This window comes from Streptomyces rimosus (genome assembly GCF_008704655.1).
Lineage (GTDB): Bacteria > Actinomycetota > Actinomycetes > Streptomycetales > Streptomycetaceae > Streptomyces > Streptomyces rimosus.
The window spans coordinates 1,129,908-1,152,508 of record NZ_CP023688.1 but is presented as its reverse complement, the minus strand read 5'-3'; the positions used below and the strand labels follow the sequence as shown (position 1 = coordinate 1,152,508).

The window sequence follows — 22,601 nt, the reverse complement described above, 5'->3', positions numbered from 1 at the left end:
GGCTTTCCCGGCGTGCTGCCGCATATTAGTTTGGGCTCGCCGCAATTTGTAAAGCGCCATGACGAATTGGTGGATCGGCCGAGGGAGCCACGATGAGCTACCAGCCCGTGCCCGAGGACAAATTCAGCTTCGGCCTGTGGACGGTCGGCTGGCAGGGCCGCGACCCGTTCGGGGACGCCACCCGCCGCCCGCTCGACCCGGTCGAGGCCGTCCACCGGCTGGCGGACCTGGGCGCGTACGGCGTCACCTTCCACGACGACGACCTGATCCCCTTCGGGTCCGGCGACATCGCCCGCGAGGCGGCCGTCAAGCGCTTCCGCCAGGCGCTGGACGCCACCGGGCTGGCCGTCCCGATGGCGACGACCAACCTCTTCACCCATCCGGTCTTCAAGGACGGCGCCTTCACCGCCAACGACCGCGACGTACGGCGCTACGCGCTGCGCAAGACCCTGCGGAACATCGACCTGGCGGCCGAGCTGGGCGCCCGTACGTACGTGGCGTGGGGCGGACGCGAAGGCGCGGAGTCCGGCGCGGCCAAGGACGTGCGCGCTGCCCTGGACCGGATGAAGGAGGCGTTCGACCTCCTCGGCCAGTATGTCGTCGAACAGGGCTACGACCTGCGGTTCGCCATCGAACCGAAGCCCAACGAGCCGCGCGGCGACATCCTCCTGCCCACCGTCGGCCACGCCCTCGCGTTCATCGAGCGGCTGGAACGGCCGGAGCTGTACGGCGTCAACCCGGAGGTCGGCCACGAGCAGATGGCCGGGCTGAACGTCCCGCACGGCATCGCGCAGGCCCTGTGGGCGGGCAAGCTCTTCCACATCGACCTGAACGGGCAGTCCGGCGTCAAGTACGACCAGGACCTGCGGTTCGGCGCCGGCGATCTGCGCGCCGCGTTCTGGCTGGTGGACCTGCTGGAGACGGCGGGGTACGACGGTCCGCGGCACTTCGACTTCAAGCCGCCGCGCACCGAGGACCCGGACGGCGTGTGGGACTCGGCGGCCGGATGCATGCGCACCTATCTGATCCTCAAGGAGCGCGCCGCGGCCTTCCGCGCGGACCCGGCCGTCCAGGAGGCGCTGCGCGCGTCCCGGCTGGACGAGCTGGCCCGGCCCACCGCCGAGGACGGGCTCGCCGCCCTGCTCGCGGACCGTACGGCGTACGAGTCCTTCGACGCGGAAGCGGCCGCCGCCCGCGGGATGGCCTTCGAGCGGCTCGACCAGCTCGCGATGGACCATCTGCTGCGGGCGCGCTGACCACCCCCGGTCCGCGCCCGGTCAGCCCATCAGCCCCCGCACGAAGCGGATCTCCTCCGCCCGCTGGTGCCCGCCCCCGCCCTCGTGCCCGTTGAACCGCCAGGTCCGCAGCTCCTTCGGGCCCGCGTAGTGGTGGTACGCGGCGAAACCGGTGGAGGCGGGCGTGACCGGGTCGCGCAGCGCGGTCCCGAAGAGGGCGGAGGCGCTCGCGCGGACCGCGAAGTTCAGGCCGTCGAAGTGGTCGAGCGTGTGCAGGGCCGCGTCCACCTCGGTCCGGGCGCCCGCGAGATAGCGGGTCAGCTCACCGTACGGGCCCTCGTCGGTGATCTCGACGGCGCGCCGGATGTGGGTCAGGAACGGTACGTCGATCAGTGCGCCCGCGAGGCCCGGCACCAGCCCGGCCACGGCCAGCGCGATGGCGCCGCCCTGGCTGCCGCCCGCCACCACGATCCGCGTGGCGTCCACCGCCGCGTGCCCGCGTGCCGCCGCCACGGCCCGTACGCCGTCGGTGTAGACCCGGCGGTAGTAGTAGCCGTCGGGGTCGAGCAGCCCCTGAGTCAGCTTGCCGGGCACGCCCGGGTTGGCGGCGGCGACCGGGTCGGGCGTGTCGCCGGGGCGGTTCGGGCCGCTCTGGCCCCGGGTGTCCATCACCAGCGTCGCGTAGCCCGCGGCGGGCCACAGCAGCCAGTCGTGCGGGTGCATGCGGCCGCCGCCGTACCCGAGGTACTGCACGACGCACGGCAGCGGCCCGCCCGCCGCGCGCGGCATCAGGAACCAGCCCTTGACGCGGTGCCCGCCGAAGCCCGAGAACTCCACGTCGCAGGTGTGCAGCTGGGACAGACCCGCGTCGGTCTCCGTGAAGCGCGCGTCGAGATCGAACGCGGCGGCCCCGTCCAGCGTGCGCCGCCAGAACGCGTCGAAGCCGTCGGGCTCGGGCAGCGGGGGCCGGTAGGCGCGCAGCTGGTCCAGGGGCAGGTCGACGAACAAGCGGTGCCTCCAGGTCGGGAGCGGGCGGCGGGAGGGGAGCCGCCCGGCCCCCGCCCGGTCCGCATCAGACGGTCACGGCTGCTGCTCCCCGGGCGGTGGCTCCCCTTCCGCCACCTCGATGATCCCGGCGGCCGCCGGATCGAGCACCCGGGCCAGGAACGTCCGGGTCCGCTCGTGCTGCGGATCGGCGATCACCCGCTCCGGCACGCCTTCCTCGACGATGATCCCGCCGTCCATGAACACCACCCGGTCCGCGACCTCCCGCGCGAAGCTCATCTCGTGCGTGACGACCAGCATCGTCATGCCCTCCTGCGCGAGCCCGCGCATCACCGCCAGCACGTCGCCGACCAGCTCCGGGTCGAGCGCCGAGGTCGGCTCGTCGAAGAGCATCAGCTCCGGTTCCATGGACAGGGCGCGGGCGATGGCCACTCGCTGCTGCTGACCGCCCGAGAGCTGCGCCGGATACGCGGACTCCTTGTCGCTCAGACCCACCCGTTCGAGGTTGGCGCGCGCGACCTGTTCGGCCGCCGCCCGGTCGCGGCGCAGCACCCGGCGCTGCGCGATCGTCAGGTTCTCCAGGGCGGTCAGGTGCGGGAAGAGGTTGAAGGACTGGAAGACCATCCCGATGCGGCGGCGGACCCGGTCGATGTCCACATCCGGGTCGGTGACCTCGGTACCCGCCACGGTGACCCGGCCGGCGGTCGGCTCCTCCAGCAGGTTCACGCAGCGCAGCAGCGTCGACTTGCCCGACCCGGACGGGCCGATGACGCACACCACCTCGCCCCGTTCCACGGAGAAGTCGATGCCCTTGAGGACCTCCAGCGCGCCGAAGGACTTGTGCAGCCCCTCGACCTCGATCGCCCGGCGTGCCGTCACCGGCTGCTGGTCGGTGTGCACGACGGTCACCTGGCCTTCGCGGTACGGGCCTCCAGCCGCCGGACCAGGTGGCCCAGGGGGAGGGTGATGACGAGGTAGAGCAGGCCGGCGATGAGGATCGGCGTCAGGCTCTTGTGTTCGTTCAGGGCGTCCCGCCCGAAGTTGGCCAGCTCGAACTGGCCGAGCGACAGGCCCAGCAGATAGACCAGCGAGGAGTCCTTGGTGAGCAGGATCAGTTCGTTGGTGAGCGGTGGCAGCACGATACGGAACGCCTGCGGGATGACGATCGACCGCATCGCGCGGCCCGACGACATCCCCAGCGAACGGGCCGCCTCGGTCTGCCCCTTGGGTACGGCCTGGATGCCGGCCCGGATGGTCTCCGCCATGTACGCGGCGCCGACCAGGCCGAGCGACAGCATCACGGTGATGTTCATGTCGAGCGCGACCTCGAAGGCGAGCGGTACGCCGAAGCCCAGCGCGATGAACACCAGCAGCGCGGGCACCCCGCGGAAGAACTCGATGTAGACGATGGCGAGCCAGCGGTACGGCGGCACCTGCGAGAGCCGCATCAGCGCCAGCACCAGCCCGAGCCCCAGCCCGAAACCGAAGCCGAGCAGGGTGTACTTGACGGTGTTGACCAGCGCGGTCGTGATGATGTCGGGGAACAGCGCCTTGGCGACCCCGACGTCGAAGAACGCGTGGCGCAGCGTCCCCCAGTCGGCGACCAGGGCGAACACGAGCACGGCGGCGGCCAGCACGGCGTACTGGGCGCCCCGGAAGAGGCGGGCCCGCTTGCGTCGGGACAGGGGCATCGGTGTGCGGCTCCTCATCCTGGCTGCGGTCAGCCCTGCTGGGGCGCGGTACCGAACCACTTCTTGTAGATCTTGTCGTAACTGCCGTCCGCGTGCGCCTTCTTGAGCACTTCGTTGATCTTCTTGCGCAGCGCGTCGTCACCCTTGCGCACGCCGATCCCGTAGTGCTCGCCGGTGTGGAACTCGGCCGTCACCGCGGTGTCCGGGTTCTGCTTGACATAGTCGAACAGCACCCCGTTGTCGTTGATGCCCGCGTCCACCTGCCCCGTCTTCACGGCGGTCAGCAGCAGCCCCAGGTCCTCGAACTCCACCAGGTCGACGCCCTGCCCGTGCTTCTTGGCGTACTCGGCGCCGGTGGTCGCCTTCTGGTAGCCCAGCTTCTTGCCCTTGAGGTCCTCGACCTTCTTGTAGGGCTTGCCCTTCTTGGTGATCAGCGCCTGGGTGGCCTCGAAGTACGGGTCGGAGAAGTCCATCACCTTCTTGCGCTTGTCGGTGATCGTCATGCCGGCGGCGGCCAGATCGCACTTGCGGATGTTGAAGTCCTGGCCGGTCTCGATGCCTTCGAAGGGCGTGTTGACGATCTCCTGCGGCACCTTGAGTTCCTTGGCGATCAGGTCGACCAGGTCCACGTCGAAGCCGACGATCTTGCCGCCCTTCTTCACCTGGAACGGCGCGTACGGCAGGTGGGTGCAGGTTTTCAGGGTGCCGGGGGAGACGAGCTGGATGCCGGAGGCCGACTTCCCGCCGGAGTTCGCCGGGGCTTTGGTGCTCGTGCACCCCGCGGCGAGGAGGGCGGTGGCCGCGACGAGCGCGGCCGTGGCGGACATCGATGCGCGAACGGACACAGGTCCTCCGGATCAGGATGCGGCCAACACCTACCGGTCGGAGGTGAGTTGGCTGCATCCTGCCACCGGCCAGGGCCGCTGTCGCCGCCGCCGGTGTTGCGACCGGGTAACGACCCGCCGCCGCTCGGGGCCGCGTACGGGGTCGTACGGCCCTGGATCAGCCCGCCAGTTGCCGGGCCAGCGCGGCCACCGCGTCCGGTCCCACCCGGCAGCAGCCGCCGACGAGCCGGGCTCCCGCGGCGGTCCAGGACGCCACCCGGTCCGCGCTGAAGGCAGGCGTGCCGCACCAGGCGCGCGCCTGCGCGTCCCAGTTCTCGCCACTGTTCGGGTAGACGACGACGGGCTTGCCGGACGCGCGGGCCGCCAAGGCCACCGCCTGGTCAGCGTCCTCAGGCGTGCAGCAGTTCACGCCTACCGCGACCACCTCAGGGACGTCTGAGGCGAGCGCGAAGGCATCCTCCAGCGGCTGCCCGGCCCGGGTGTGCTCCCCGGCCGCGCTGAACGACAGCCAGGCCGGTACGCCCAGGCCGCGCACCGCCCGCAGCAGAGCGCGCGCTTCGTCCGCGTCCGGCACGGTTTCCAGTGCCAGCACATCGGGCCCGGCGGCTGCCAGCACCTCCAGGCGCGGGCGGTGGAAGCGCTCCAATTCGGCCACCGACAGCCCGTAGCGCCCCCGGTATTCGGAACCGTCGGCAAGCATCGCGCCATACGGACCGGCCGACGCGGCGACGTACAGGGGCCCCGCGGCACCGGCCGCCGTCGCCTGCCGCGCTGCCTCACGCGCCAGCTCCACACTGCGGCGCAGCAGCTCGGCGGCCTCCGCCGCCCCGATGCCGCGCGCGGCGAAGCCCTCGAAGGTCGCCTGATAGCTGGCGGTGATCGCCACCTGCGCCCCGGCTTCGTAGTACGTGCGGTGCGCGGCGACCACGGCGGCCGGGGCTTCGGCCAGCAGCCGGGCCGACCACAGCGCGTCACTCAGGTCGTGCCCGGCGGACTCCAGCTGGTTGGAGAGCCCGCCGTCCAGGACGAGCGGGCCCGTGGCGAGGGCGTCGGTGAACGAAGGGGCGGCAGCGGTGCTCATGCCGCCCAGCCTCTCACCCCCGGCCCGGCTCACTCCGCCGGTACGGCCTGGATGTCCAGCTCGATGCGGATCGTGGCCCCGATGGCCGCGATGCCCCGGGCGAGCATCTTGCGCCAGTCGAGCGTGAAGTCCTCGCGGTGCAGCTCGGTCACCGCGGTGCACGCCGTCCGCGTCTCGCCGCCGATCCCGGTGCCGATGCCCAGGTAGCGGGTGTCCAACTGCACCGACCGGCTCACGCCGTGCAGGTGCAGCACGCCCTGTACGGCCCACCGGGAGCCGCCCTTGTGCACGAACCGCTCCCCGGCGAACTGGAGGTACGGGTAGCGCGCCACGTCCAGGAACTCGGCCGAGCGCAGATGGTCGTCGCGCATCTTGACGCCCGAGTCGATGCTCGCCGCGTCGATGGTCACCTCCACCCGCGAGTCCCGCATGTCCGGCGCGATCCACAGGCCGCCCTCGAAGTGGTTGAAGCGGCCGTGGATCTCGGCCAGCCCGATGTGCCGGGCGGTGAAGCGGATGGACGAGTGGTCGGGGTCCAGCCGCCACTGCCCCGGGGCGGGCAGCGACGGGGCCGGGGCCGGTTCCAGTTCCAGCGTCCGGGGCGCGGTCCGCTCACCCGCGGCGACCATGCTGTCGAACCGCTCGGGCCGGAAGCCGTCGCAGGTGACGACCACGTGGTACGCGGCGGGCGCGAGCGTGGCGGTGAACATGCCGTTGGGGTCCGTCTGGCCGCGGGTGACCTCGGTGCCCTCGGCGTTGCGCACCGATATGCCCGCCCCGGCCATCGGCAGCCCGACGGGGTCCTGGACGCTCAGGTCCAGCGCCCCGGCGCCGCGCGGGATCGGGGCCGGGGCGGGGACACTGCGGGCGGAGCGGTCACGAAGACGGGTGAGGATGGCGAGCGCCATGGCAGGACGGGGCCTCTCGGTCAGTTGTGTCGAAAAAGGTGCATCTCCATCCTGTCATTGGTTTAGACCGCTGAGGACTACACCTGTCAATACCCGCCTAAACGTGAAATTCATCGCACTGTCCGCAGCACGAGGACGAACCGGGCCGGCGCGACCGTCAGCGCGTACTCCGGCAGCACTCCGGGGCCGCACGACAGGCTGCCGATGCCGTGCTGGGCGTGGTCGAGGTGGAGCCAGACCCGGTCGCCCGGCGTCAGGTCGGTGGTGTGCCGGGCCGCGTCCAGCTGCTCGCTCGTCCAGCGGCGCGCGGTGAACCAGAACTCCGGCTCACCCTCGACGCGCAGCCCCGAACCGTCGCTGCGGGCCAGCTCCACCCACCGCGTGCCGATCCGCGCCCCGTTCTCCTGCGGACGCACATACGGCGTCTGCAAGGCGTCGACCGGCATGCTCCACAGCCCGGTCCGCGCCGCCGCCCTGGTGTCCGGGTACGCCTCGCCGGGACCGCCGCCGTACCACCGCGCCGTCATCAGGCTGCCGCACAGCCCCATCCGGACGCCGAGCCGGGGGAGCGGGCAGGGCCAGTCCCCGTACGGCCGGACCGACACCTCCAGCCGCAGCCGCCCGCCGTCCGCGCTCCACCGGTAGTCCGCGTCCAGGGCCAGTCCGGAGCCGGCCGACGCCACCCGGGTGCGTACCGTCAGCGTGTCGCGCCCGCACTCGACCGTCGCCACCCGGTGCCGCATGCGGTGCAGCCCGACGCGGCGCCACTGCTCGGCGGGGCGCGGCCCCGGCTGCCAGGGCGCGCCCTCGTCGTTGTCGGTCGGCGCCCGCCACACGTCCAGCCGGGGTCCCTCCAGTTGCACGCCGTCGAGGTAGCGGAGTACGCCGGTGGTGGCGTCGAAGGCGCCCGGGCCGAGGAGGATGAGATTGCCCTCGCCGTGCCGCGGCCGCGGGCCCGCCGAGCGCGGCACCGGCGGCGGCGTGGCCGGTGCGGCGGGCAGCTGTCCCCAGGCGACCTCGTGGTCCGCCGCGGCCCATGGGGTGTCGGCGGCCAGTAACGCCCGTACGGTCCACAGGGCTTCGCGGCCGCGCCGGCCGGCGGGCTTGGGCGGCAGCGCCACCTCGGCGGACGCGCCGGGCGCCAGCGGCGGCACGGTCAGCGGGCCCTCGGCCAGCACGTCGCCCTCGGCCTCGTAGGACCAGCGGAACGCCAGATGGGAGAGGTCGGCGAAGTCGTGCAGATTGCCGATCCGCACCGCGCGCGGCAGACCCGCGCCGATCCGCACCGGCTCGACCACCTTCTTGAACTCGGCCAGTCCCGGCGACGGCACCCGGTCGGGGAGGACCAGCCCGTCACAGACGAAGTTGCCGTCGTGCAGCTCCTCGCCGAAGTCGCCCCCGTACGCGAAAAACGTTTCTCCGTACGGGGTGCGCTTGCGGAGCCCGTGATCGATCCACTCCCACACGAAGCCGCCCTGGCAGCGCTCGTACGTCTCGAACAGCCGCTGGTACTCGCTCAGCCCGCCGGGCCCGTTGCCCATCGCGTGCGCGTACTCGCACAGGAGGAAGGGCAGTTGGCGGCGCCGGGCGTCGGCGGCCGGGTCGGCGAGCGGCTCCTCCTCGCGGCGGCCGATCCGGGCGACCTCGGCGTGGTCCGCGTACATCCGGGAGTAGACATCGGTGTCGGCGCAGGACGGGTCGCCCTCGTAGTGCAGCGGGCGGGACGGGTCGCGCTCGCGCATCCAGGCGGCCATGGCGGACAGACCGCGGCCGGTGCCGCATTCGTTGCCCAGCGACCACATGATCACGCTGGGGTGGTTCTTGTCCCGCTCGACCATACGGCGCGCGCGGTCCAGCAGCGCCGGCGTCCATGCGTCGTCATCGACCGGATTGCCCCGCCACTCCTGCTGCCCGAAACCGTGCGTCTCCAGATCGCACTCCTCGACCACCCACAGGCCCAGCTCGTCGCACAGGTCCAGGAAGGCGGGGTGCGGCGGATAGTGGCTCGTACGGACCGCGTTGACGTTGTGCCGCTTCATCAGCAGCAGGTCGCGGCGCATCGCCTCGGGGCCGAGCGCGCGTCCGTAACGCGGGTCGAACTCATGCCGGTTGACGCCGCGGAAGAGGACGCGGCGGCCGTTGACCGTCAGCAGGCCGTCCTGGACGCGTACGGTACGGAAGCCGACGCGCAGCGGTACGCGCTCGCCGGGCGTGCGCAGCTCGGCGTCGTACAGCCGCGGCGTCTCGGCCGTCCACGGCGTCACCGGAACCGTCGCGCTCTGCCCGGTCGCCAGGTCCAGCCCGAGTTCCGCGACCGTCACGCGGCCCGCCGGGTCGCACTCCACCCGCAGGGTGCCGAGGCCGGTGCGGTGGTCGTACGAGGCGTGCACGAAGTGGTCCGCGACCGAGCCCGCGGGCCGGTGATGCAGCGTCACCTCACGGAAGACGCCGGGCAGCCACCATTGGTCCTGGTCCTCCAGATAGCTGCCCGAGGACCACTGGTGGACGCGGACCGCGAGGACGTTGCGGCGCGCCCGCAGCAGGTGTCCGACCTCGAACTCGTGCGGCAGCCGACTGCCCTTGAAATGCCCCACCTCCTGTCCGTTGAGCCACACCCTGGCGCAGGACTCCACACCTTCGAAACGCAGCAGCGCGGGCCCCGGTTCCCATCCGGCGGGGAGATCGAAGGCGTGCCGGTGGTCGCCGGTCGGGTTCTCGTCGGGCAGGTGCGGCGGGTCGACGGGGAACGGGTAGCGGGTGTTGGTGTAGACGGGCGCGCCATGGCCCGCCAGCACCCAGTGGCCCGGTACGCGCAGGTCGTCCCAGTCCGCGTCGTCGAAGTCCGGCCGGGCGAAGGTGGTGTCCGCGCCGCGGGCGGTGGGCGAGAGCCGGAAGCGCCACGCCCCGTGCAGCGACATCCGCCGCGCGTCGGAGCGGGCGTACCAGGCGCGCGGCGGGCGGCAGCCGCTGCTGGGGGACGGGTCCTCGTAGTACGGGAGGGGGTGCGGTGATCCGGATACGGGGTGCTCGGCGTCGGGAGCGGAGCGGGGGCCGGCGTGCTCGGCGTCGGGCAGGGGCAAGGGTCCTCCTCGCTGCGGGGCACGGCAGGGGCGTGGGGGATCACGCCAGCGAACCACGCGCGGCGGCGCGCCGCGACCACATACGAATGATTGACCGGTGAAGTGTTCGTGCAGGGCCGTACATTGTCCCGAGCGCCCGCATTCGTGCCGTCGGACGGGGCCCGGCGGAATGAGCGCGGCCGGTCTGTTGCGGTGTGGTGACGCGGGTCCGGCGGCCTGTTGCGGGTACGGCGACGCGGGTCCGACCGGTCCGTTCCGGGTACGTGACGCGCGTCCGACCCGTCCGTTCCGGGCGCGGCGGCACCGGCCCGACCGGCTCCTTCCGTACCCGGCGTGAGAATCCGCCGTACCCGGGCACCCGGGCAGCATGAACGATGCACCGAAGAACCCGGACCCGGTACCGGAGCGCACCACCGGCCTGGAGCCGGGCGGCGGCGTGCCGCCGGGCGAGACGCCGCCCGCCGAGGGCAGCACCCCGGACGCCGGGCCGCTGGAGACCCACAACCCGACCCGCGGCTGGTCCAAGGGCCCGCTGCTGGCGCTCGCCGTCGTGGTCGTCCTCGTCGCGGCCTTCTTCATCGCCCGGATCTGGGGCGCGTAGGCCGCCGGGCCGCGCGCCGCGGCCGGGCACGTCGCCGTACGGTACGCACCCGGCCGAAGCCCGCCCGCCTCAGGAGGACGGCTTGCGCAACGGCCCCGTGTAGTCCCGGAACAGCAGGATCGCGCCGTCCCGGATGCGGAAGAACTGCACCGAGCGGCCCTCGAACGCGTCGCCGCGCCCCACGCCCTTGGTGAGCGTCTCGGTGACGACGACTTCCGGGTCCTCGGTCCGGTGCACCGCGAGCGTCACCAGCGCGTCGATGCGCAGCGCGCCCATCGCCGCCCGCGCGAACGCCCGGATCGCCTCCCGGCCCTCGATACGGTCGGGCACGTCGGGGCCCGCGAAGGGCAGTTCGATCACTCCGTCCGGCGCGAACAGGTCCGCGAAGGCGTCCGCGTCCTGCCCCGTGACGGCGGCGCGCCGCTGTTCGAGAACGTCCAAGGGGCTCACAGCAGGCACGGTCCCTCCGATCGGCCGCACACCGGGCCGGCGGTCCGTGCGCCGGCCCCCTGACGCGGAGCAGATTAGCGCCGCGCCGCCCGGAGAGTCAGCCGTACGGGCGTACGGGCAGGCGCTTTCACGGGGAGGCCGCGGAGTCCTCCGTTCCGCCGCGCAGCGCCGCGAGCGCGGCGGCCGGGTCCTCGGCCGCCGGGCCCGCGGGCGTCCACTGCCCGCGCTCCTTCCGGTACGGCCACCAGCGCCCGTCACGCCCGTACCTGAGCTGCGCGTCGGCGCCGATCACAGTCCACCGGTTGCGGTCGTGGCGCAGGCGTGGTGGCGGCTCGTCCTCGTCCCAGGCGGCGAGCTGCGCCGTAGCGCGCGCCAAGGCCGCAGGCTCCGGCGTCCACTCCTCCTCCAGGACCGCGAGCGCCGGGGCTCCGCCGTACTCCCACGCCCGTACGGCCAGGGCCAGTCCCTTGGCCGTACGCCCGGAACCGGCCGCCAGCCGCGCCGCGATCCGGGGTTCCGGACCGGCCGCCGCCAGCCGTACGGCGTCCTGCGCACACGTCAGCGGCGCCTGCGGCGGGGTGTCCGCGTGGCCGGGGGACAGCGCGTCGGCGAGCAGGCGCTGAGCGCGCGCCGCCGTATCGCTGATCAGGAACTCCAGCGCTGCCACCTCCACTCCGGGCGCCGGATCGGTCCCGCCACCGAGGGCCGGCGCGGCACCCGGTTCGTCCACGTACGGCGGAGGTGCGGGCAGTGGCGGCAGGATGTCCCGGGCCGCGTACGCCTCTGCCGCCGGTATACCGTCGGCCTCCACCGGTTCCGCGGCCTGTCCACTGGGCGCGCACTCCTCCGCGGCTTCCCGCGCGCGCGAGGCGGTACGGGCCTGAAGGTCCTCCAGCAGCTCCCGCTCACCCCGGCCACGCATCAGCAGCAGCACGAACGGATCCTCGTCCAGCAAGCGCGCCACCTGATGGCAGAGCGCAGCGGTGTGGGCACAGTGGTCCCATGCCCCGCAGCCGCACTCCGCCTCCAAGTCGCCGATTCCCGGGAGGAGTTCGATGCCGGCCGCTGCCGCGTCCTCCACCAGGTGCGGCGGCATGTCATGGTCCAGCAGCGCCGCGATGTGCCCGGCCCGGTCCGCCACCAGATCCAGGAACCGGTCCCAGTCCGCCCCGTCCAGCTCCTGGAGCAGCACGTCACAGCGGTGCCGCGTGCCGTCGCGGTCCTGGACGACCGCGGTGATGCGGCCGGGCCGTACGGACACCGCGCCCACCGCGCCCGCGCGCGCGTGACGGCGGCCCTGCTTGACCTGCCGGCCGTCGAGGGCACTGTCGGCCAGCGCCTTCAGCCAGGCCAAACCCCACCAGGTCCGCGCGAACGCGCCGCCGCTCACCGGCGGCAGCGCGGCGAAAGTACGCTCCCGGGCGGGCGCCGGCCGGTACGCGTCCTCGTGGCGGCCCGGGTCTTCCCACGTTCCGGTCGTCTCGGTCATCGCTCGCTCCCTCGCAGTGCGACCAGGTCCGCCAGCTCGGCGTCGGTGAGTTCGGTCAGGGCGGCCTCGCCGGAGCCCAGCACCGCGTCCGCCAGCCGCTGTTTGCGCGCGAGCATCCCGGCGATCCGGTCCTCGACCGTGCCCTCGGTGACCATCCGGTGGACCTGCACCGGGCGGGTCTGGCCGATGCGGTACGCGCGGTCGGTGGCCTGCGCCTCGACCGCCGGATTCCACCAGCGGTCGAAGTGCACGACATGGGCGGCCCTGGTCAGGTTGAGGCCGGTGCCCGCCGCCTTCAGCGACAGCAGGAACACCGGTACGCCACCGTCCTGGAAGCGTCGCACCATCTCCTCGCGCCGCGCGACCGGCGTACCGCCGTGCAGCAGCTGCGTCGGCACCCCGCGCGCCGCCAGGTGCGTTTCGAGCAGCCGCGCCATCCGGACGTACTGCGTGAACACCAGCACCCCCGCGTCGTCCTCGGCGAGGATCGTCTCCAGCAGCTCGTCCAGGAGTTCCACCTTCCCGGAGCGGCCCGCGATCCGCGGCCGCTCCTCCTTCAGGAACTGCGCGGGGTGGTTGCAGATCTGCTTGAGAGACGTCAGCAGCTTGACCACCAGGCCGCGCCGCGCGAGGCCCTCCGCCGCCGCGATCTCGCCCAGCCCCTCGCGCACCGCCGCCTCGTACAGCCCGGCCTGTTCCCTGGTCAGTGCCACCGCGCGGTCGGTCTCCGTCTTCGGCGGCAGCTCGGGCGCGATGCCCGGGTCCGACTTGCGGCGGCGCAGCAGGAAGGGGCGGACGAGCCGGGCCAGCCGGTCGGCGGCGGCCGGGTCCGTGCCGCCCTCGACGGCTATGGCGTACTGCTTGCGGAAGCGGCCCAGCGGGCCGAGCAGGCCCGGCGTGGTCCAGTCGAGGACGGCCCACAGCTCCGACAGGTTGTTCTCGACCGGTGTGCCGGTGAGCGCCACCCGGGCGCCCGCCGGAAGGGTGCGCAGCGCCCTGGCCGTCGCCGAGAACGGGTTCTTCACGTGCTGGGCCTCGTCGGCGACCACCAGCCCCCACCGGGTGCCCGCCAGTTTCGCCGCGTCCAGCCGCATCGTGCCGTACGTGGTGAGGACGAACTCGCCGTCCGCCAGGCCGTCGAGACTGCGCCGGTCCGCGTGGAAGCGGCGGACCGGCGTGCCGGGCGCGAACTTCTCGATCTCCCGCTGCCAGTTGCCCATCAGGGAGGCCGGGCAGACGACGAGCGTGGGACCGGCGGCGGCCGGGTCGCCCTGCCGGTGCAGGTGCAGCGCGATGAGGGTGACGGTCTTGCCCAGGCCCATGTCGTCGGCGAGGCAGCCGCCGAGGCCGAGCGAGGTCATCCGGTGCAGCCAGCCGAGCCCGCGCAACTGGTAGTCGCGCAGGGTGGCGGCGAGGGCGGGGGGCTGGGCGACGGGGGGTTCCGGGTGCGGCCGGTCGGCCGTGTCCCCGTCCGCCGCCGTCTCCGCCGCCGTGAGCCGGTCGCGGAGACGGGCCAGCCACCCGGACGCCTGCACCTCCACGCGCGCGCCGTCGTCGGACTCGGCGGTCCCGGTGAGGGCCGCGCCGAGCGCGTCGATGGGCGTCACCTTGCGGTCCGCACGGTCCCGGGCCGTACGCAGCGCCTCCGGATCGACCAGTACCCACCGGTCGCGAAGCCGTACGAGCGGCCGCCCCGCCTCCGCCAGCCGGCCCAGCTCCGCCCTGCTGATCTCCTGGTCGCCGACGGCGAAACGCCAGCTGAACGAGAGCAGCGCGTCGGCGGAGAGAAACGACGGCATCCCGGATGCGGCACGGTTGCTGCCGCTGGGTTCCGGCTCGGTGCCGTCCTTGACTGCTTGTGGGTCGTACAGCGCGCCATTCTGATCGGGTGGCCCCACCACGGCCCGGGTGCTGAGCCCCCGTACCAGGTCCGCGGGCCAGTGCACCTCGACACCGGCCGCGGCCAGCGCTCGGGAGGCCGGGCCGAGCAGCTCGGCGATCTCCTCGTCCGCGAGGCCGACGGAGTCCGGTACGGCGGCGGACAGCAGGGGCGTGAGCGGCGCCCAGGCCGCGGCGGCGCGACGCAGCGTGAGGAGGGTGTCCATCCGGGCCCGCGGGCCGAACGCCTGCCCCGCGGGGGTGGTGCCCGCCCACACCTCGGACGCGTCGGCCACCAGGGCGGGGTCGGCGAGGTCGTGCAACTGGAGGACGGCGGTGAAGCCGACGCCGTCCGGAACGCTGGTTCCGGCCCCGGTCAGCCCCGCGACTTCGATGCGCAAGGAGATCCGTACGCCCGCGTCGTGCCCGGCCGCCACGTCCGCGGCCCAAGCGCGCTGTTCGGGGATGTGCTGCGGCTCCGGCGCGGCGAAGGCCGGTCCGCCGGTGGCGAGGGAGGCGGCGGGGGAGCGGGGCAGCCCGTCCGCCACCGCGTCCAGGAACTCCCGTATTAGGCGCTCCGGTTCCGGCAGCAGTACGGGGGAGGAAGTGTCCGGGAGCGGCACCGCGTGCGCCTGGGGCGGCAGCGACGCGGCCAGCTCGCGCAGCCGCTCGATGTCGGCGGGGTCGAGCGGGCCCACGCGCCAGGCGTCGTGACCGGAACGGCTCACTCCGGGCAGCAGCCGCCCACGGGCGGCCAGTTGCAGCGCCAGCACGGCAGCGGAGCCCCAGAAGGCCGCGGCCGCGTCGGCGCCAGGGGCCGTACGGGCGCGGGTGAGGACGGGCAGGGCGGCGGCGACGGGCAGCACGACGGCCGGTACGTCGCGGAGTTCGATGCCGTAGTCGGCGCTTCCGGTACGGGTTCCCACGCCGGGGACGGGCACGGCGACGGTCAGCGACTGCGTCGGCAGCCCGGCGGTCTCGTCCGCATCGGTGGTTACGTCGACCGGTCCGCCGTCCGGCCGCCAGAACGCGACCTGCCCCGTACGAGGCGGGTCGGCCGGGAGGAAGACCGCGGCCCGGCGCGCGAGCGCGGGCGGCGGAGCGGATGGTGCCGCGGGAGGGGTGACCACGTGCAGCTAGCTCCTCAAGTTTGACTACTGGCGACCGGCTGCCCGAGGGTACAGCATCACCGGGCGTGCCGACGACCGCCGCCACGGCGCACCGGCCCGCTCGTCGGCACCGATGGAACGTCTGGGGCCCGGCAGGCGTTCAGCGGGTACCGAGAGCGCGGCGCCCGCCGCGGAAGGGACGGGAGAGATGTCCGTGAACGCAAAGGTCGCCATCGGCGGCGTCGCGGTGGGAGTGCTCCTGCTGTGGCTGCTGCCGTTCTGGGCGGCACTGCTGGTCATCGTGGGGGTGCCCGCGGTGGCCTATCTGACGCTGGACCCCTCGCAGCGGCGCAGGCTGCGGCGCGTGACCCGCAAGGAGATAGGGCACTGACCCACCGGTCGGTGACCGTGCGCCCGGCGGCGTGAGCCGGGCGGCCGGCAGACCGCGACGACGTCCCCGTCAGCGGACCCGTGGACACGGCGACGGCCCACGGGTGGGGCGGCGCCGTGCCGTCTCAGGCCGGCCGTACCGCCAGCGCCTCCAGCGACCGGAGCAGTCCCGGCAGCTCGGGCCCGCGCCCGACGGGCAGGATCTCGCCCGGCTGGTCGTCCAGCAGGACGAACGCGATGTCGTCGGTACGCGCCACCATGCTCCAGCCGGGACCGTCCACCCGCAGCGTACGGGCCTCGCCCGCCGCGAAGGCCGAGCGGATCCGCCCCGGCGGCGGAGGCGCCGCCACATAGGCGCGGGCCTCGGCCAGTGCCCGCTGCACCCCGGCGTGCGGCCGGGCCCCGGGATCGACGAACGTGACCCCGTCCTCGACCTGCTCGCGCCAGACCGCCCACCGGAGCGCGATCTCGTCCGCGCCGAGCCGCCGCTGCGCGGGCCCCCACCGCCCGGCGTCCGGCGGCCTGAGCACGGCCGGACCGCCCTCCTCCGGTTCCGGGTCGTGCGGCTCCGGCACGCCCGGCGCGGCCACGGCGAGGGCGAGTGGCCAGCCGGGGAGCGCTTCCACCACACTGTCCTCGTTCGGCGACAGGTCGTACTCCATCCCGCAGTCCCAGGCCGCGACCGCGCACGCGACGAGCGAGACGTCGTCCGTCACCACCGTCCAGCGCGCGCCCCGCCCGTCCTGGCCGAGTACGAGCCCGTACCCCTGCTCGTACGGCTCCAGACCGAGCCCGGCGCACACCTCGGGATAGTCGTCGCCCAGCACGCTCGGGAACTGCGCGGGCGTGAGCAGCACCGCCGTCAGCACCAGCAACTGGTCGTCGTCGGCACTCCCGGGCGCAGCCCCGTCCGCGTTTGCGGCCGTGGACGTACCGGCGCTCTCGGTCGACACTCGGGGCCTCCCCTGCGATGCGCTCCGCCTGATGCGATCAGTCGTCGGCGCACCCTAGTTGGCCCGGAGCCGGTTGTCACCAGCCGTACCGTACGGCCCTCAGGCCACCGGCAGGTTGAGCAGGTCCCGGGCCACCGTCTGCGGTGACTCGCTGCGTTCCCGGGCGAGTGCGATGACCGCCCGGCAGGCCAGTTCGTTGATGCCGAAGGCGAGCGCCTCGGGGGAGACCCACTCCGCCGTCTCGGCCGTACGTTCGTCGTCGTCCTCCGCGCACGCCGCCACATGGGCCGCCGCGGCCTCGAAGATGTTGTACCGCCGCGCCGTCCCGGGTGCTCTGGGCGCCTCCGCGCCCGGCAGCCGTACGGTGGCGCGGACGCGGGTGAAGACGTTCCGAAATCCGCGGAACAATCCGGAGATTCCGCGCAAGAAGCCGGTCATCATGTCCCCCATTCCCGGTGCCCGTTCCGGTCGTTCCAGTGTGCACCGGACGCTTACGATGGGAACTTCGACGACGAAAGGGCGGGTGCTCGGTGCGGCGGTACGACTGGCTGAAGGAAATCCAGCGGCTGGATCCGGAGCGCGACTTCCTGCGCATCCACCGCATCACCACGACGTACGAATTCCCGTGGGATGTCGCCCGCGCCCTGGAACTGGCGCTCTACCGCACCTACGCCGTTCCCAGCATCGGCCGGCTGCTCGCCGAAACCGCGGAGCTGACCGACCGTACGCAAAAGCGCTACGACGACACCGCGCTCCTCCTGGACACGGTGATCGAGCACGGCTTCGACTCCGAGGACGGTCGGACGGCGATCCGCCGCATCAACCAGATGCACCGCAGTTACGACATCACCAACGACGACATGCGCTACGTCCTCTGCACCTTCGTGGTGACCCCGAAGCGCTGGCTGGATCTGTACGGGTGGCGGCGGCTGAGCGAACACGAGAAGCACGCCACGGCCGTCTACTACCGCACCCTCGGGCGCCACATGGGCATCACCGGCATCCCGCAGACCTACCAGGAGTTCGAGCGCTGCCTGGACGACTACGAGCACGCGCACTTCGGCTGGGACGAGGGCGGGCGCCGGGTCTCCGACGCGACGCTCGGCCTGATGGCGGGCTGGTACGGACCGCTGGCCCCGATGGTGCGCGGCGCGAGCATGGCCCTGCTGGACGACTCCCTGCTGGACGCCTTCCGGTACGAGCGTCCCAGGCCCGCCGTCCGGGCCGCGGTGCGCGGCGCGCTGCGGCTGCGCGCCAAGTCCGTCCGCCTGCTCCCGCCGCGCCGCCGCCCGCACTACGCCCGCCAGAACCCGGAAATCAAGGGATATCCGAACGGCTACGTCGTGTCCGACCTCGGCACCTTCCCCCAGGGGCGCCCCACGGGCGGCTGCCCCGTGCCGCACTGATGCGGGCTGCTGATCAAGAGCTCCGACGTACGGCCAACGCCAGGTAGCACGTGTCCTCGTCCACGTACCGCACCAGGTCCCAGCCGGTACGTGCCAGCAGGGGCCGCAGGTTGGGCTCGGCCCGTATGTCGTCGGGGGTGATCCGGCGGCCCTTCCGCGCCGCCAGCGCGGCGCGGCCGACCGGGTGGAACAGCGCCAGCCGCCCTCCGGGCCGTACGACCCTGGCCAGCTCGGCGAGGCCCGTCCCGGCGTCGCCCAGGTGGGACAGCAGCCCGGCGGCGAAGACCGCGTCGAGCGCGGCGTCCGGCAGCGGCAGCCGGTGCACATCGGCCAGCAGGAGGTGCGCCAGGCGCTCCCTGCCGGACCGTACGGCCGCCGCCAGCATCTCGGGCGTCAGGTCGGCGCCCAGGACCGTACCGCCCGCTCCCACGGCGGCCCGCAGGGCGGGCAGGGCCCGCCCGGTCCCGCAGCCCGCGTCCAGCACCCGGTCACCCGCGCGCAGTTCCAGCGCGGCGACGCCCGCCCGATAGGCGGGCCCGTCGTCGGGGAACCGCGCGTCCCAGTCGTGCGCGCGCGGGCCGAAGAACTCCCGCACGTCATGGACCTGATCGGCGCGCCCGGGCGCACCGGCGGTGTCGTCACTCATACGGGAACTGTAGAGGCCGCCGGTGACACGGGCCGTCGGTGGCGCCGGGAACGGCCGTGGCCGGCGCGGCAACCGTTGCCTTTCGGTGTCTTACGTTCCCGGCCGCCCGGCGTAATCATGCTGGCATGACGGACACGGGGAAGTGGAATTTCGTCGACCATTTCGGTGCCGACCCCAAGGGACTCGTCGACGCGGCGCCTCTGCTGCAGAACGCGGTGACCACCATCTGCGACGCCGGCGGCGGAACGCTGGTGATTCCCCCGGGGCACTATCGGATGCACGGTCCGGGAACGGCGGTATCGGGCACGGGAGTGCTGGTACCCGACTCCGGAAACCTGACCGTGGTCGCCCACGGTGCCCACATCTTCCGCAGCGACACCTCCGCCATCGACACGCTCTGGGGCGGCGGATTCTCGCACAACGGATACAACGGCGCGTCCAACATCAGTATCCGCGGCGGCCGGTGGGACGGCGGCGCGAACAATCCGCTGCACCTGGACATGTTCGCCTTCTGCTCCGCCGAGAACATCCTCTACGAGGACCTGGTGGTGGAGAACATTCCGGACTGGCACGCGATCGAGTTCCACGGAATCCGCAACGGGACGGCACGCAACTGCACCTTCCGGGGCTTCAAGGCCACCACGCCGACCCGGTTCTTCTCCGAGGCGATAGAGGTCCAGGAGGCGCCCGACGGGACGCACAGCACCAACATCGTCGTGGACGGCTGCTCGGCGGACGGGTTCGGAGCCCTGGTGGGCACCCATACGGCCACGTTCCCCGGCCGGTTCCACGACGGAATCCGCGTGGTGAACAACCGGATCACCAACGCGAAGAACTATGCCGTACGCGCCCAGAACTGGCGCCACGCGGTCATCGCGAACAACATCATGGCGGACTGCAACAGCGGAATACAGGTACAGGTGGACCCCTCCGCGCAGTACCAGTCGTGGTTCTGGTCGCAGACCGAGGACATCATCGTCGCCCACAACGTCCTGACCCACACGGGCCTGGCGAACCAGCCGGGACAAGGGCCGCGGTACGCCACCATAGGCGTCTACGGAATGTCGGACACCCCCATGGAAAACGTCGTCGTGACCGGGAACATCATTCGCGACTGGGCCAGCTCGAACGGCATCGCGCTGCAGTACGTCCACGAAGGCGTGGTCACCGGAAACGTCGTGAAATACAGCCAGGGAGGCGACGGTACCGCCATCCTGTTCACCTCCTGCTCCGGCGGAACGGCCACCGGCAACAACATCCGCTACGCCGGCTCGGGCGTCGTCGGCGCCGAGGTGTCCGCCGGGAACAGGATCAGCCTGCGGTGAATGACGGGCCGGGGCCGCCCCTCTAGCCGGTCACCCGGGCCAGGGAAAAGCCGTCGTAGCCCTTGGCGCCCACGGTCTGCACGGCGGTCGCGGTCAGTTTCGGGTGCTCGGCGATGAGTTCCAGGAAACGGCGGATTCCGCGGATCGAGGGGTCGGTACTGTCGGCGTCGGCGACATCCCCGTGGCGTACGACGTTGTCGCCGACGATCAGGCTGCCGGGGCGGGTCAGTCCGAGGACCCGCTCCAGGTAGTGCGGGTTGTTGTCCTTGTCCGCGTCGATGAAGACCAGGTCGAACGGTTCGGTGTCCTCGGCCGCCAGCTGGGCGAGGCTGTCCAGCGCCGGGCCGACGCGGACCTCGGTGCGCTCCGCGAGCCCGGCGCGCGCGAGATTGACGCGGGCGATGTCGGCGTACGAGGCGTTTGCCTCCAGGGAGATCAGACGGCCGTCGGCGGGCAGGGCGCGGCCCAGCCAGATGGTGCTGTAGCCGCCGAGCGTGCCGATCTCCAGGATGCGCCGCGAGCCCTGTATCTGGGCGAGCAGCTGGAGCAGCCTGCCCTGGGTGGGCGTCACGTTGATTCGGGGGAGACCGGCCGCCTCGCTGTCGCGCAGGGCGGCCTCCAGCGCCTCGTCGGACGGGACGAGCAGGGAGTTGAAGTAGTCGTCGACAGTGTTCCACTGTTGCTGAGACATGCGGCCCCTTCGCCTGCCTAGTTAGATTGGCTAACCAAACTAGCAGGGTGGCTGCATCCGTTGGGGTGAAATCGGGCGCCGGAGCCGGCGTTCCCGTGCAGTCGTCCGTACAGTGCCGCCGCACACGCGGTACCGGCTCACGCCTGACGTCGGCTCCGGCGCGGTCTCACGTCCGGTGTCCTCGTACGTGCAGCGGCGTGAGGTGGTCGCACAGCTCGCACCGCGGCGCGTCGCGGGCGGCCCTGATGCCGAGCAGCGGCTCACCGCAGATGGCGACGAGCGGCCGTACGGGCGACTCCCGCGGGTGGCAGATACGGCAGACGTTGTGCCAGGGGCCTGCCTCGTTGTCGCCCGCGGCGGGTACGGCCGCGATGTCCTCGCCGGTACCGGTGGCCTCATGGATGGACATCATCAGCCTTCTTTCTCGCGCCCCGCCGGTGCGGCGACCGGCCCGCGGCGCGGGTTTCCCGCTGGTGGCGCCCGGCCGGACGGTGGCCGGGGCTTCCCCCGCAGCGTACGAAGTTGTCAACTCCACGCCACGCTGTGTAGCGAAAGGAGTACGGTCCTCGCCATGGTTTTCGACTCGCGCGACGAACCCCACGACGTATCCGTACCGCCTGCCGACGCCTCCGCGAACACCCCCGACGACACCTTCCTGGCCCTGAAGATCCTCGTGGCGGGCGGATTCGGGGTCGGCAAGACGACCCTCGTGGGAGCCGTGAGCGAGATTCGGCCGCTGCGTACGGAGGAACTGCTCAGCGAGGCGGGTGCCGCGCTGGACGACGCCGGGGACGTGGTGCGCAAGACCACCACCACGGTGGCGATGGACTTCGGCCGCATCACCATCAGATCCGGACTGTCCCTGTACCTCTTCGGAACGCCCGGACAGGACCGCTTCTGGTTTCTGTGGGACGACCTGGCGCGGGGCGCACTGGGCGCCGTCGTGCTCGCGGACACGCGACGGCTGGAGGACTGCTTCCCCGCCGTGGACTACTTCGAGAACCGCTCCATCCCCTTCCTGGTGGCCGTCAACTGTTTCGCCGGGTCCCGCGCGTACGGGGCCGACGAGGTGGCGCGGGCGCTCGACCTGGACCGGGGCACCCCCGTGGTGCTGTGCGACGCGCGGGACCGCGACTCGGGCAAGGAAGTGCTGATACGGCTGGTGGAGCACGCCGGGCGGGTGTACACCGCCCGGCTGCTGGACTCGGTGGGGTGAGGAGGCGCCGCGTTCCGGGCGTACCGACGCCGTACGGCCGGAACGTCAGTCGGCGAGATCGGCGACGGCCACGACCTTGTCGATCCGCACCCGTACCAGCAATTCTCCCGGGACGCCGTTGCGCGCCCCGTACTCCTCGGCGCGCTCCTTGCCCATGTAGCGGGCCGCGATACGGGTCGCCCAGGCGCGTACCTCGGGAAGCTCGTCGCTGGTTTCGGCCCGGCCCTCCACGATCGCGAAGCTGAACGGCGGCCGGTCGTCGTCCACACAGAGCGTGACCCGGCCGTCCCGGGCGATGTTGCGGCCCTTGACCGTGTCGGCGCCGGTGTTGAACACGAGATCGTCGCCGTCCAGGAGGAACCACACCGGTGCGATGTGCGGGCTGCCGTCGGCCCGTACGGTCGAGAGCTTGCCGGTGCGGGTGCCCTCGGACAGGAAGCTCTGCCACTCGTCCTTGCTCATTTTGCGCGCCATACCGCCATCCTGCGCCATCCGGCCCGAACAGGCCCCGCGAACCGCGCGGCACGGCCGGGACGCTTGCCGGGACGGCATGGGTGGGCCAGGCTGGCACGGCAGTTGCCCACGGGGACACGGGGAGGGAA

General features: G+C 72.6%; 22 protein-coding genes. 6 read left to right on the top strand and 16 right to left on the bottom strand.

Translation table 11 applies throughout. The annotated features are described in order from the left end of the window. The first annotated feature begins 92 nt into the window (after positions 1–92). Complete coding sequence (xylA, locus tag CP984_RS04630; RefSeq protein ID WP_003987150.1) at positions 93–1,256, top strand: xylose isomerase; 1,164 nt, start codon at positions 93–95, stop codon at positions 1,254–1,256. A 21-nt stretch (positions 1,257–1,277) separates the two neighbouring features. On the opposite strand, the gene CP984_RS04625 is transcribed toward xylA, so the two are convergent. The 7 genes from CP984_RS04625 to CP984_RS04595 all read right to left on the bottom strand — a co-directional run bounded on the left by CP984_RS04625 (position 1,278) and on the right by CP984_RS04595 (position 9,845). Further along, complete coding sequence (locus CP984_RS04625; RefSeq protein WP_030179560.1) at positions 1,278–2,243, bottom strand: acetylxylan esterase; 966 nt, start codon at positions 2,241–2,243, stop codon at positions 1,278–1,280. 72 nt (positions 2,244–2,315) lie between these two features. Next, positions 2,316–3,149, bottom strand: coding sequence for an amino acid ABC transporter ATP-binding protein (locus tag CP984_RS04620; protein ID WP_003981669.1), 834 nt, complete (start codon positions 3,147–3,149; stop codon positions 2,316–2,318). Continuing rightward, positions 3,146–3,931 (bottom strand): amino acid ABC transporter permease, encoded by a 786-nt coding sequence (locus CP984_RS04615; protein ID WP_003981670.1) that lies wholly within the window; start codon positions 3,929–3,931, stop codon positions 3,146–3,148. The genes CP984_RS04620 and CP984_RS04615 overlap by 4 nt, the downstream gene beginning before the upstream one ends. A 29-nt stretch (positions 3,932–3,960) precedes the next feature. Beyond that, positions 3,961–4,758, bottom strand: a complete 798-nt coding sequence (locus CP984_RS04610) for a basic amino acid ABC transporter substrate-binding protein (protein ID WP_003981671.1) — start codon at positions 4,756–4,758, stop codon at positions 3,961–3,963. A 175-nt stretch (positions 4,759–4,933) separates the two neighbouring features. Then, the gene (mmuM, locus tag CP984_RS04605) at positions 4,934–5,857 is read right to left on the bottom strand and encodes a homocysteine S-methyltransferase (RefSeq protein ID WP_003981672.1); all 924 of its coding nucleotides are present in this window, start codon (positions 5,855–5,857) and stop codon (positions 4,934–4,936) included. Between the two features lie 29 nt (positions 5,858–5,886). Then, positions 5,887–6,765 (bottom strand): YceI family protein, encoded by an 879-nt coding sequence (locus CP984_RS04600; protein ID WP_003981673.1) that lies wholly within the window; start codon positions 6,763–6,765, stop codon positions 5,887–5,889. Between the two features lie 110 nt (positions 6,766–6,875). Then, positions 6,876–9,845 (bottom strand): glycoside hydrolase family 2 TIM barrel-domain containing protein, encoded by a 2,970-nt coding sequence (locus tag CP984_RS04595; protein ID WP_003981674.1) that lies wholly within the window; start codon positions 9,843–9,845, stop codon positions 6,876–6,878. Between the two features lie 367 nt (positions 9,846–10,212). On the opposite strand from CP984_RS04595, the gene CP984_RS04590 reads away from it, so the two are divergent. Then, positions 10,213–10,446 (top strand): DUF6480 family protein, encoded by a 234-nt coding sequence (locus tag CP984_RS04590; protein ID WP_003981675.1) that lies wholly within the window; start codon positions 10,213–10,215, stop codon positions 10,444–10,446. Between the two features lie 69 nt (positions 10,447–10,515). On the opposite strand, the gene CP984_RS04585 is transcribed toward CP984_RS04590, so the two are convergent. From CP984_RS04585 to CP984_RS04575, 3 genes are all read right to left on the bottom strand, one after another. Then, entirely contained in the window at positions 10,516–10,896 is a 381-nt protein-coding gene (locus tag CP984_RS04585; protein WP_003981676.1) for a nuclear transport factor 2 family protein, read from the bottom strand. Positions 10,897–11,023: 127 nt separating this feature from the next. Further along, on the bottom strand, positions 11,024–12,385 hold the full coding sequence (locus CP984_RS04580; protein WP_003981677.1) for a hypothetical protein: 1,362 nt from the start codon (positions 12,383–12,385) through the stop codon (positions 11,024–11,026). Then, positions 12,382–15,393: a DEAD/DEAH box helicase gene (locus CP984_RS04575; RefSeq protein ID WP_003981678.1), complete on the bottom strand. Its 3,012-nt coding sequence runs from the start codon at positions 15,391–15,393 to the stop codon at positions 12,382–12,384. Before CP984_RS04575 ends, CP984_RS04580 begins: the two co-directional genes overlap by 4 nt. A 187-nt stretch (positions 15,394–15,580) precedes the next feature. On the opposite strand from CP984_RS04575, the gene CP984_RS04570 reads away from it, so the two are divergent. Further along, a complete protein-coding gene (locus CP984_RS04570; RefSeq protein WP_003981679.1) occupies positions 15,581–15,763 on the top strand; it encodes a hypothetical protein in 183 nt (60 codons plus the stop codon). 124 nt (positions 15,764–15,887) lie between these two features. Here CP984_RS04570 and CP984_RS04565 read toward each other — a convergent pair whose 3' ends face one another. Both CP984_RS04565 and CP984_RS04560 read right to left on the bottom strand, forming a co-directional pair. Next, positions 15,888–16,715: a hypothetical protein gene (locus tag CP984_RS04565; RefSeq protein WP_003981680.1), complete on the bottom strand. Its 828-nt coding sequence runs from the start codon at positions 16,713–16,715 to the stop codon at positions 15,888–15,890. A gap of 99 nt (positions 16,716–16,814) precedes the next feature. Continuing rightward, positions 16,815–17,156 carry a hypothetical protein gene (locus CP984_RS04560; RefSeq protein ID WP_003981681.1) on the bottom strand — a complete coding sequence of 114 codons (342 nt, stop codon included), beginning with the start codon at positions 17,154–17,156 and terminating at the stop codon, positions 16,815–16,817. A gap of 89 nt (positions 17,157–17,245) precedes the next feature. On the opposite strand from CP984_RS04560, the gene CP984_RS04555 reads away from it, so the two are divergent. Continuing rightward, a complete protein-coding gene (locus tag CP984_RS04555; protein WP_003981682.1) occupies positions 17,246–18,121 on the top strand; it encodes an oxygenase MpaB family protein in 876 nt (291 codons plus the stop codon). 13 nt (positions 18,122–18,134) lie between these two features. Here CP984_RS04555 and CP984_RS04550 read toward each other — a convergent pair whose 3' ends face one another. Beyond that, positions 18,135–18,767, bottom strand: a complete 633-nt coding sequence (locus CP984_RS04550) for a class I SAM-dependent methyltransferase (protein WP_003981683.1) — start codon at positions 18,765–18,767, stop codon at positions 18,135–18,137. A 125-nt stretch (positions 18,768–18,892) separates the two neighbouring features. Here CP984_RS04550 and CP984_RS04545 point away from each other — a divergent pair, with 125 nt between their 5' ends. Then, positions 18,893–20,092 (top strand): NosD domain-containing protein, encoded by a 1,200-nt coding sequence (locus CP984_RS04545; protein WP_003981684.1) that lies wholly within the window; start codon positions 18,893–18,895, stop codon positions 20,090–20,092. Positions 20,093–20,114: 22 nt separating this feature from the next. Here the strand turns inward: CP984_RS04545 and CP984_RS04540 are convergent, their stop codons facing one another. Beyond that, positions 20,115–20,783, bottom strand: a complete 669-nt coding sequence (locus CP984_RS04540; RefSeq protein ID WP_003981685.1) for an O-methyltransferase — start codon at positions 20,781–20,783, stop codon at positions 20,115–20,117. Between the two features lie 166 nt (positions 20,784–20,949). Then, positions 20,950–21,195, bottom strand: coding sequence for a hypothetical protein (locus CP984_RS04535; RefSeq protein WP_030179571.1), 246 nt, complete (start codon positions 21,193–21,195; stop codon positions 20,950–20,952). Between the two features lie 159 nt (positions 21,196–21,354). Between CP984_RS04535 and CP984_RS04530 the strand changes: the two genes are divergently transcribed. Next, on the top strand, positions 21,355–21,999 hold the full coding sequence (locus CP984_RS04530; RefSeq protein WP_003981687.1) for a GTP-binding protein: 645 nt from the start codon (positions 21,355–21,357) through the stop codon (positions 21,997–21,999). Positions 22,000–22,044: 45 nt separating this feature from the next. On the opposite strand, the gene CP984_RS04525 is transcribed toward CP984_RS04530, so the two are convergent. Further along, a complete protein-coding gene (locus CP984_RS04525) occupies positions 22,045–22,473 on the bottom strand; it encodes a PPOX class F420-dependent oxidoreductase (protein ID WP_003981688.1) in 429 nt (142 codons plus the stop codon). Positions 22,474–22,601: the final 128 nt, after the last annotated feature.

Bases quoted from the DNA above. Each gene is read 5' to 3' on its own strand.
- xylA (WP_003987150.1), top strand. From the start codon at position 93: ATGAGCTACCAGCCCGTGCCCGAGGACAAATTCAGCTTCGGCCTGTGG.
- CP984_RS04615 (WP_003981670.1), bottom strand. From the start codon at position 3,931: ATGCCCCTGTCCCGACGCAAGCGGGCCCGCCTCTTCCGGGGCGCCCAG.
- CP984_RS04610 (WP_003981671.1), bottom strand. From the start codon at position 4,758: ATGTCCGCCACGGCCGCGCTCGTCGCGGCCACCGCCCTCCTCGCCGCG.
- mmuM (WP_003981672.1), bottom strand. From the start codon at position 5,857: ATGAGCACCGCTGCCGCCCCTTCGTTCACCGACGCCCTCGCCACGGGC.
- CP984_RS04600 (WP_003981673.1), bottom strand. From the start codon at position 6,765: ATGGCGCTCGCCATCCTCACCCGTCTTCGTGACCGCTCCGCCCGCAGT.
- CP984_RS04590 (WP_003981675.1), top strand. From the start codon at position 10,213: ATGAACGATGCACCGAAGAACCCGGACCCGGTACCGGAGCGCACCACC.
- CP984_RS04580 (WP_003981677.1), bottom strand. From the start codon at position 12,385: ATGACCGAGACGACCGGAACGTGGGAAGACCCGGGCCGCCACGAGGAC.
- CP984_RS04570 (WP_003981679.1), top strand. From the start codon at position 15,581: ATGTCCGTGAACGCAAAGGTCGCCATCGGCGGCGTCGCGGTGGGAGTG.
- CP984_RS04560 (WP_003981681.1), bottom strand. From the start codon at position 17,156: ATGATGACCGGCTTCTTGCGCGGAATCTCCGGATTGTTCCGCGGATTT.
- CP984_RS04550 (WP_003981683.1), bottom strand. From the start codon at position 18,767: ATGAGTGACGACACCGCCGGTGCGCCCGGGCGCGCCGATCAGGTCCAT.
- CP984_RS04545 (WP_003981684.1), top strand. From the start codon at position 18,893: ATGACGGACACGGGGAAGTGGAATTTCGTCGACCATTTCGGTGCCGAC.
- CP984_RS04540 (WP_003981685.1), bottom strand. From the start codon at position 20,783: ATGTCTCAGCAACAGTGGAACACTGTCGACGACTACTTCAACTCCCTG.
- CP984_RS04535 (WP_030179571.1), bottom strand. From the start codon at position 21,195: ATGATGTCCATCCATGAGGCCACCGGTACCGGCGAGGACATCGCGGCC.
- CP984_RS04530 (WP_003981687.1), top strand. From the start codon at position 21,355: ATGGTTTTCGACTCGCGCGACGAACCCCACGACGTATCCGTACCGCCT.
- CP984_RS04525 (WP_003981688.1), bottom strand. From the start codon at position 22,473: ATGGCGCGCAAAATGAGCAAGGACGAGTGGCAGAGCTTCCTGTCCGAG.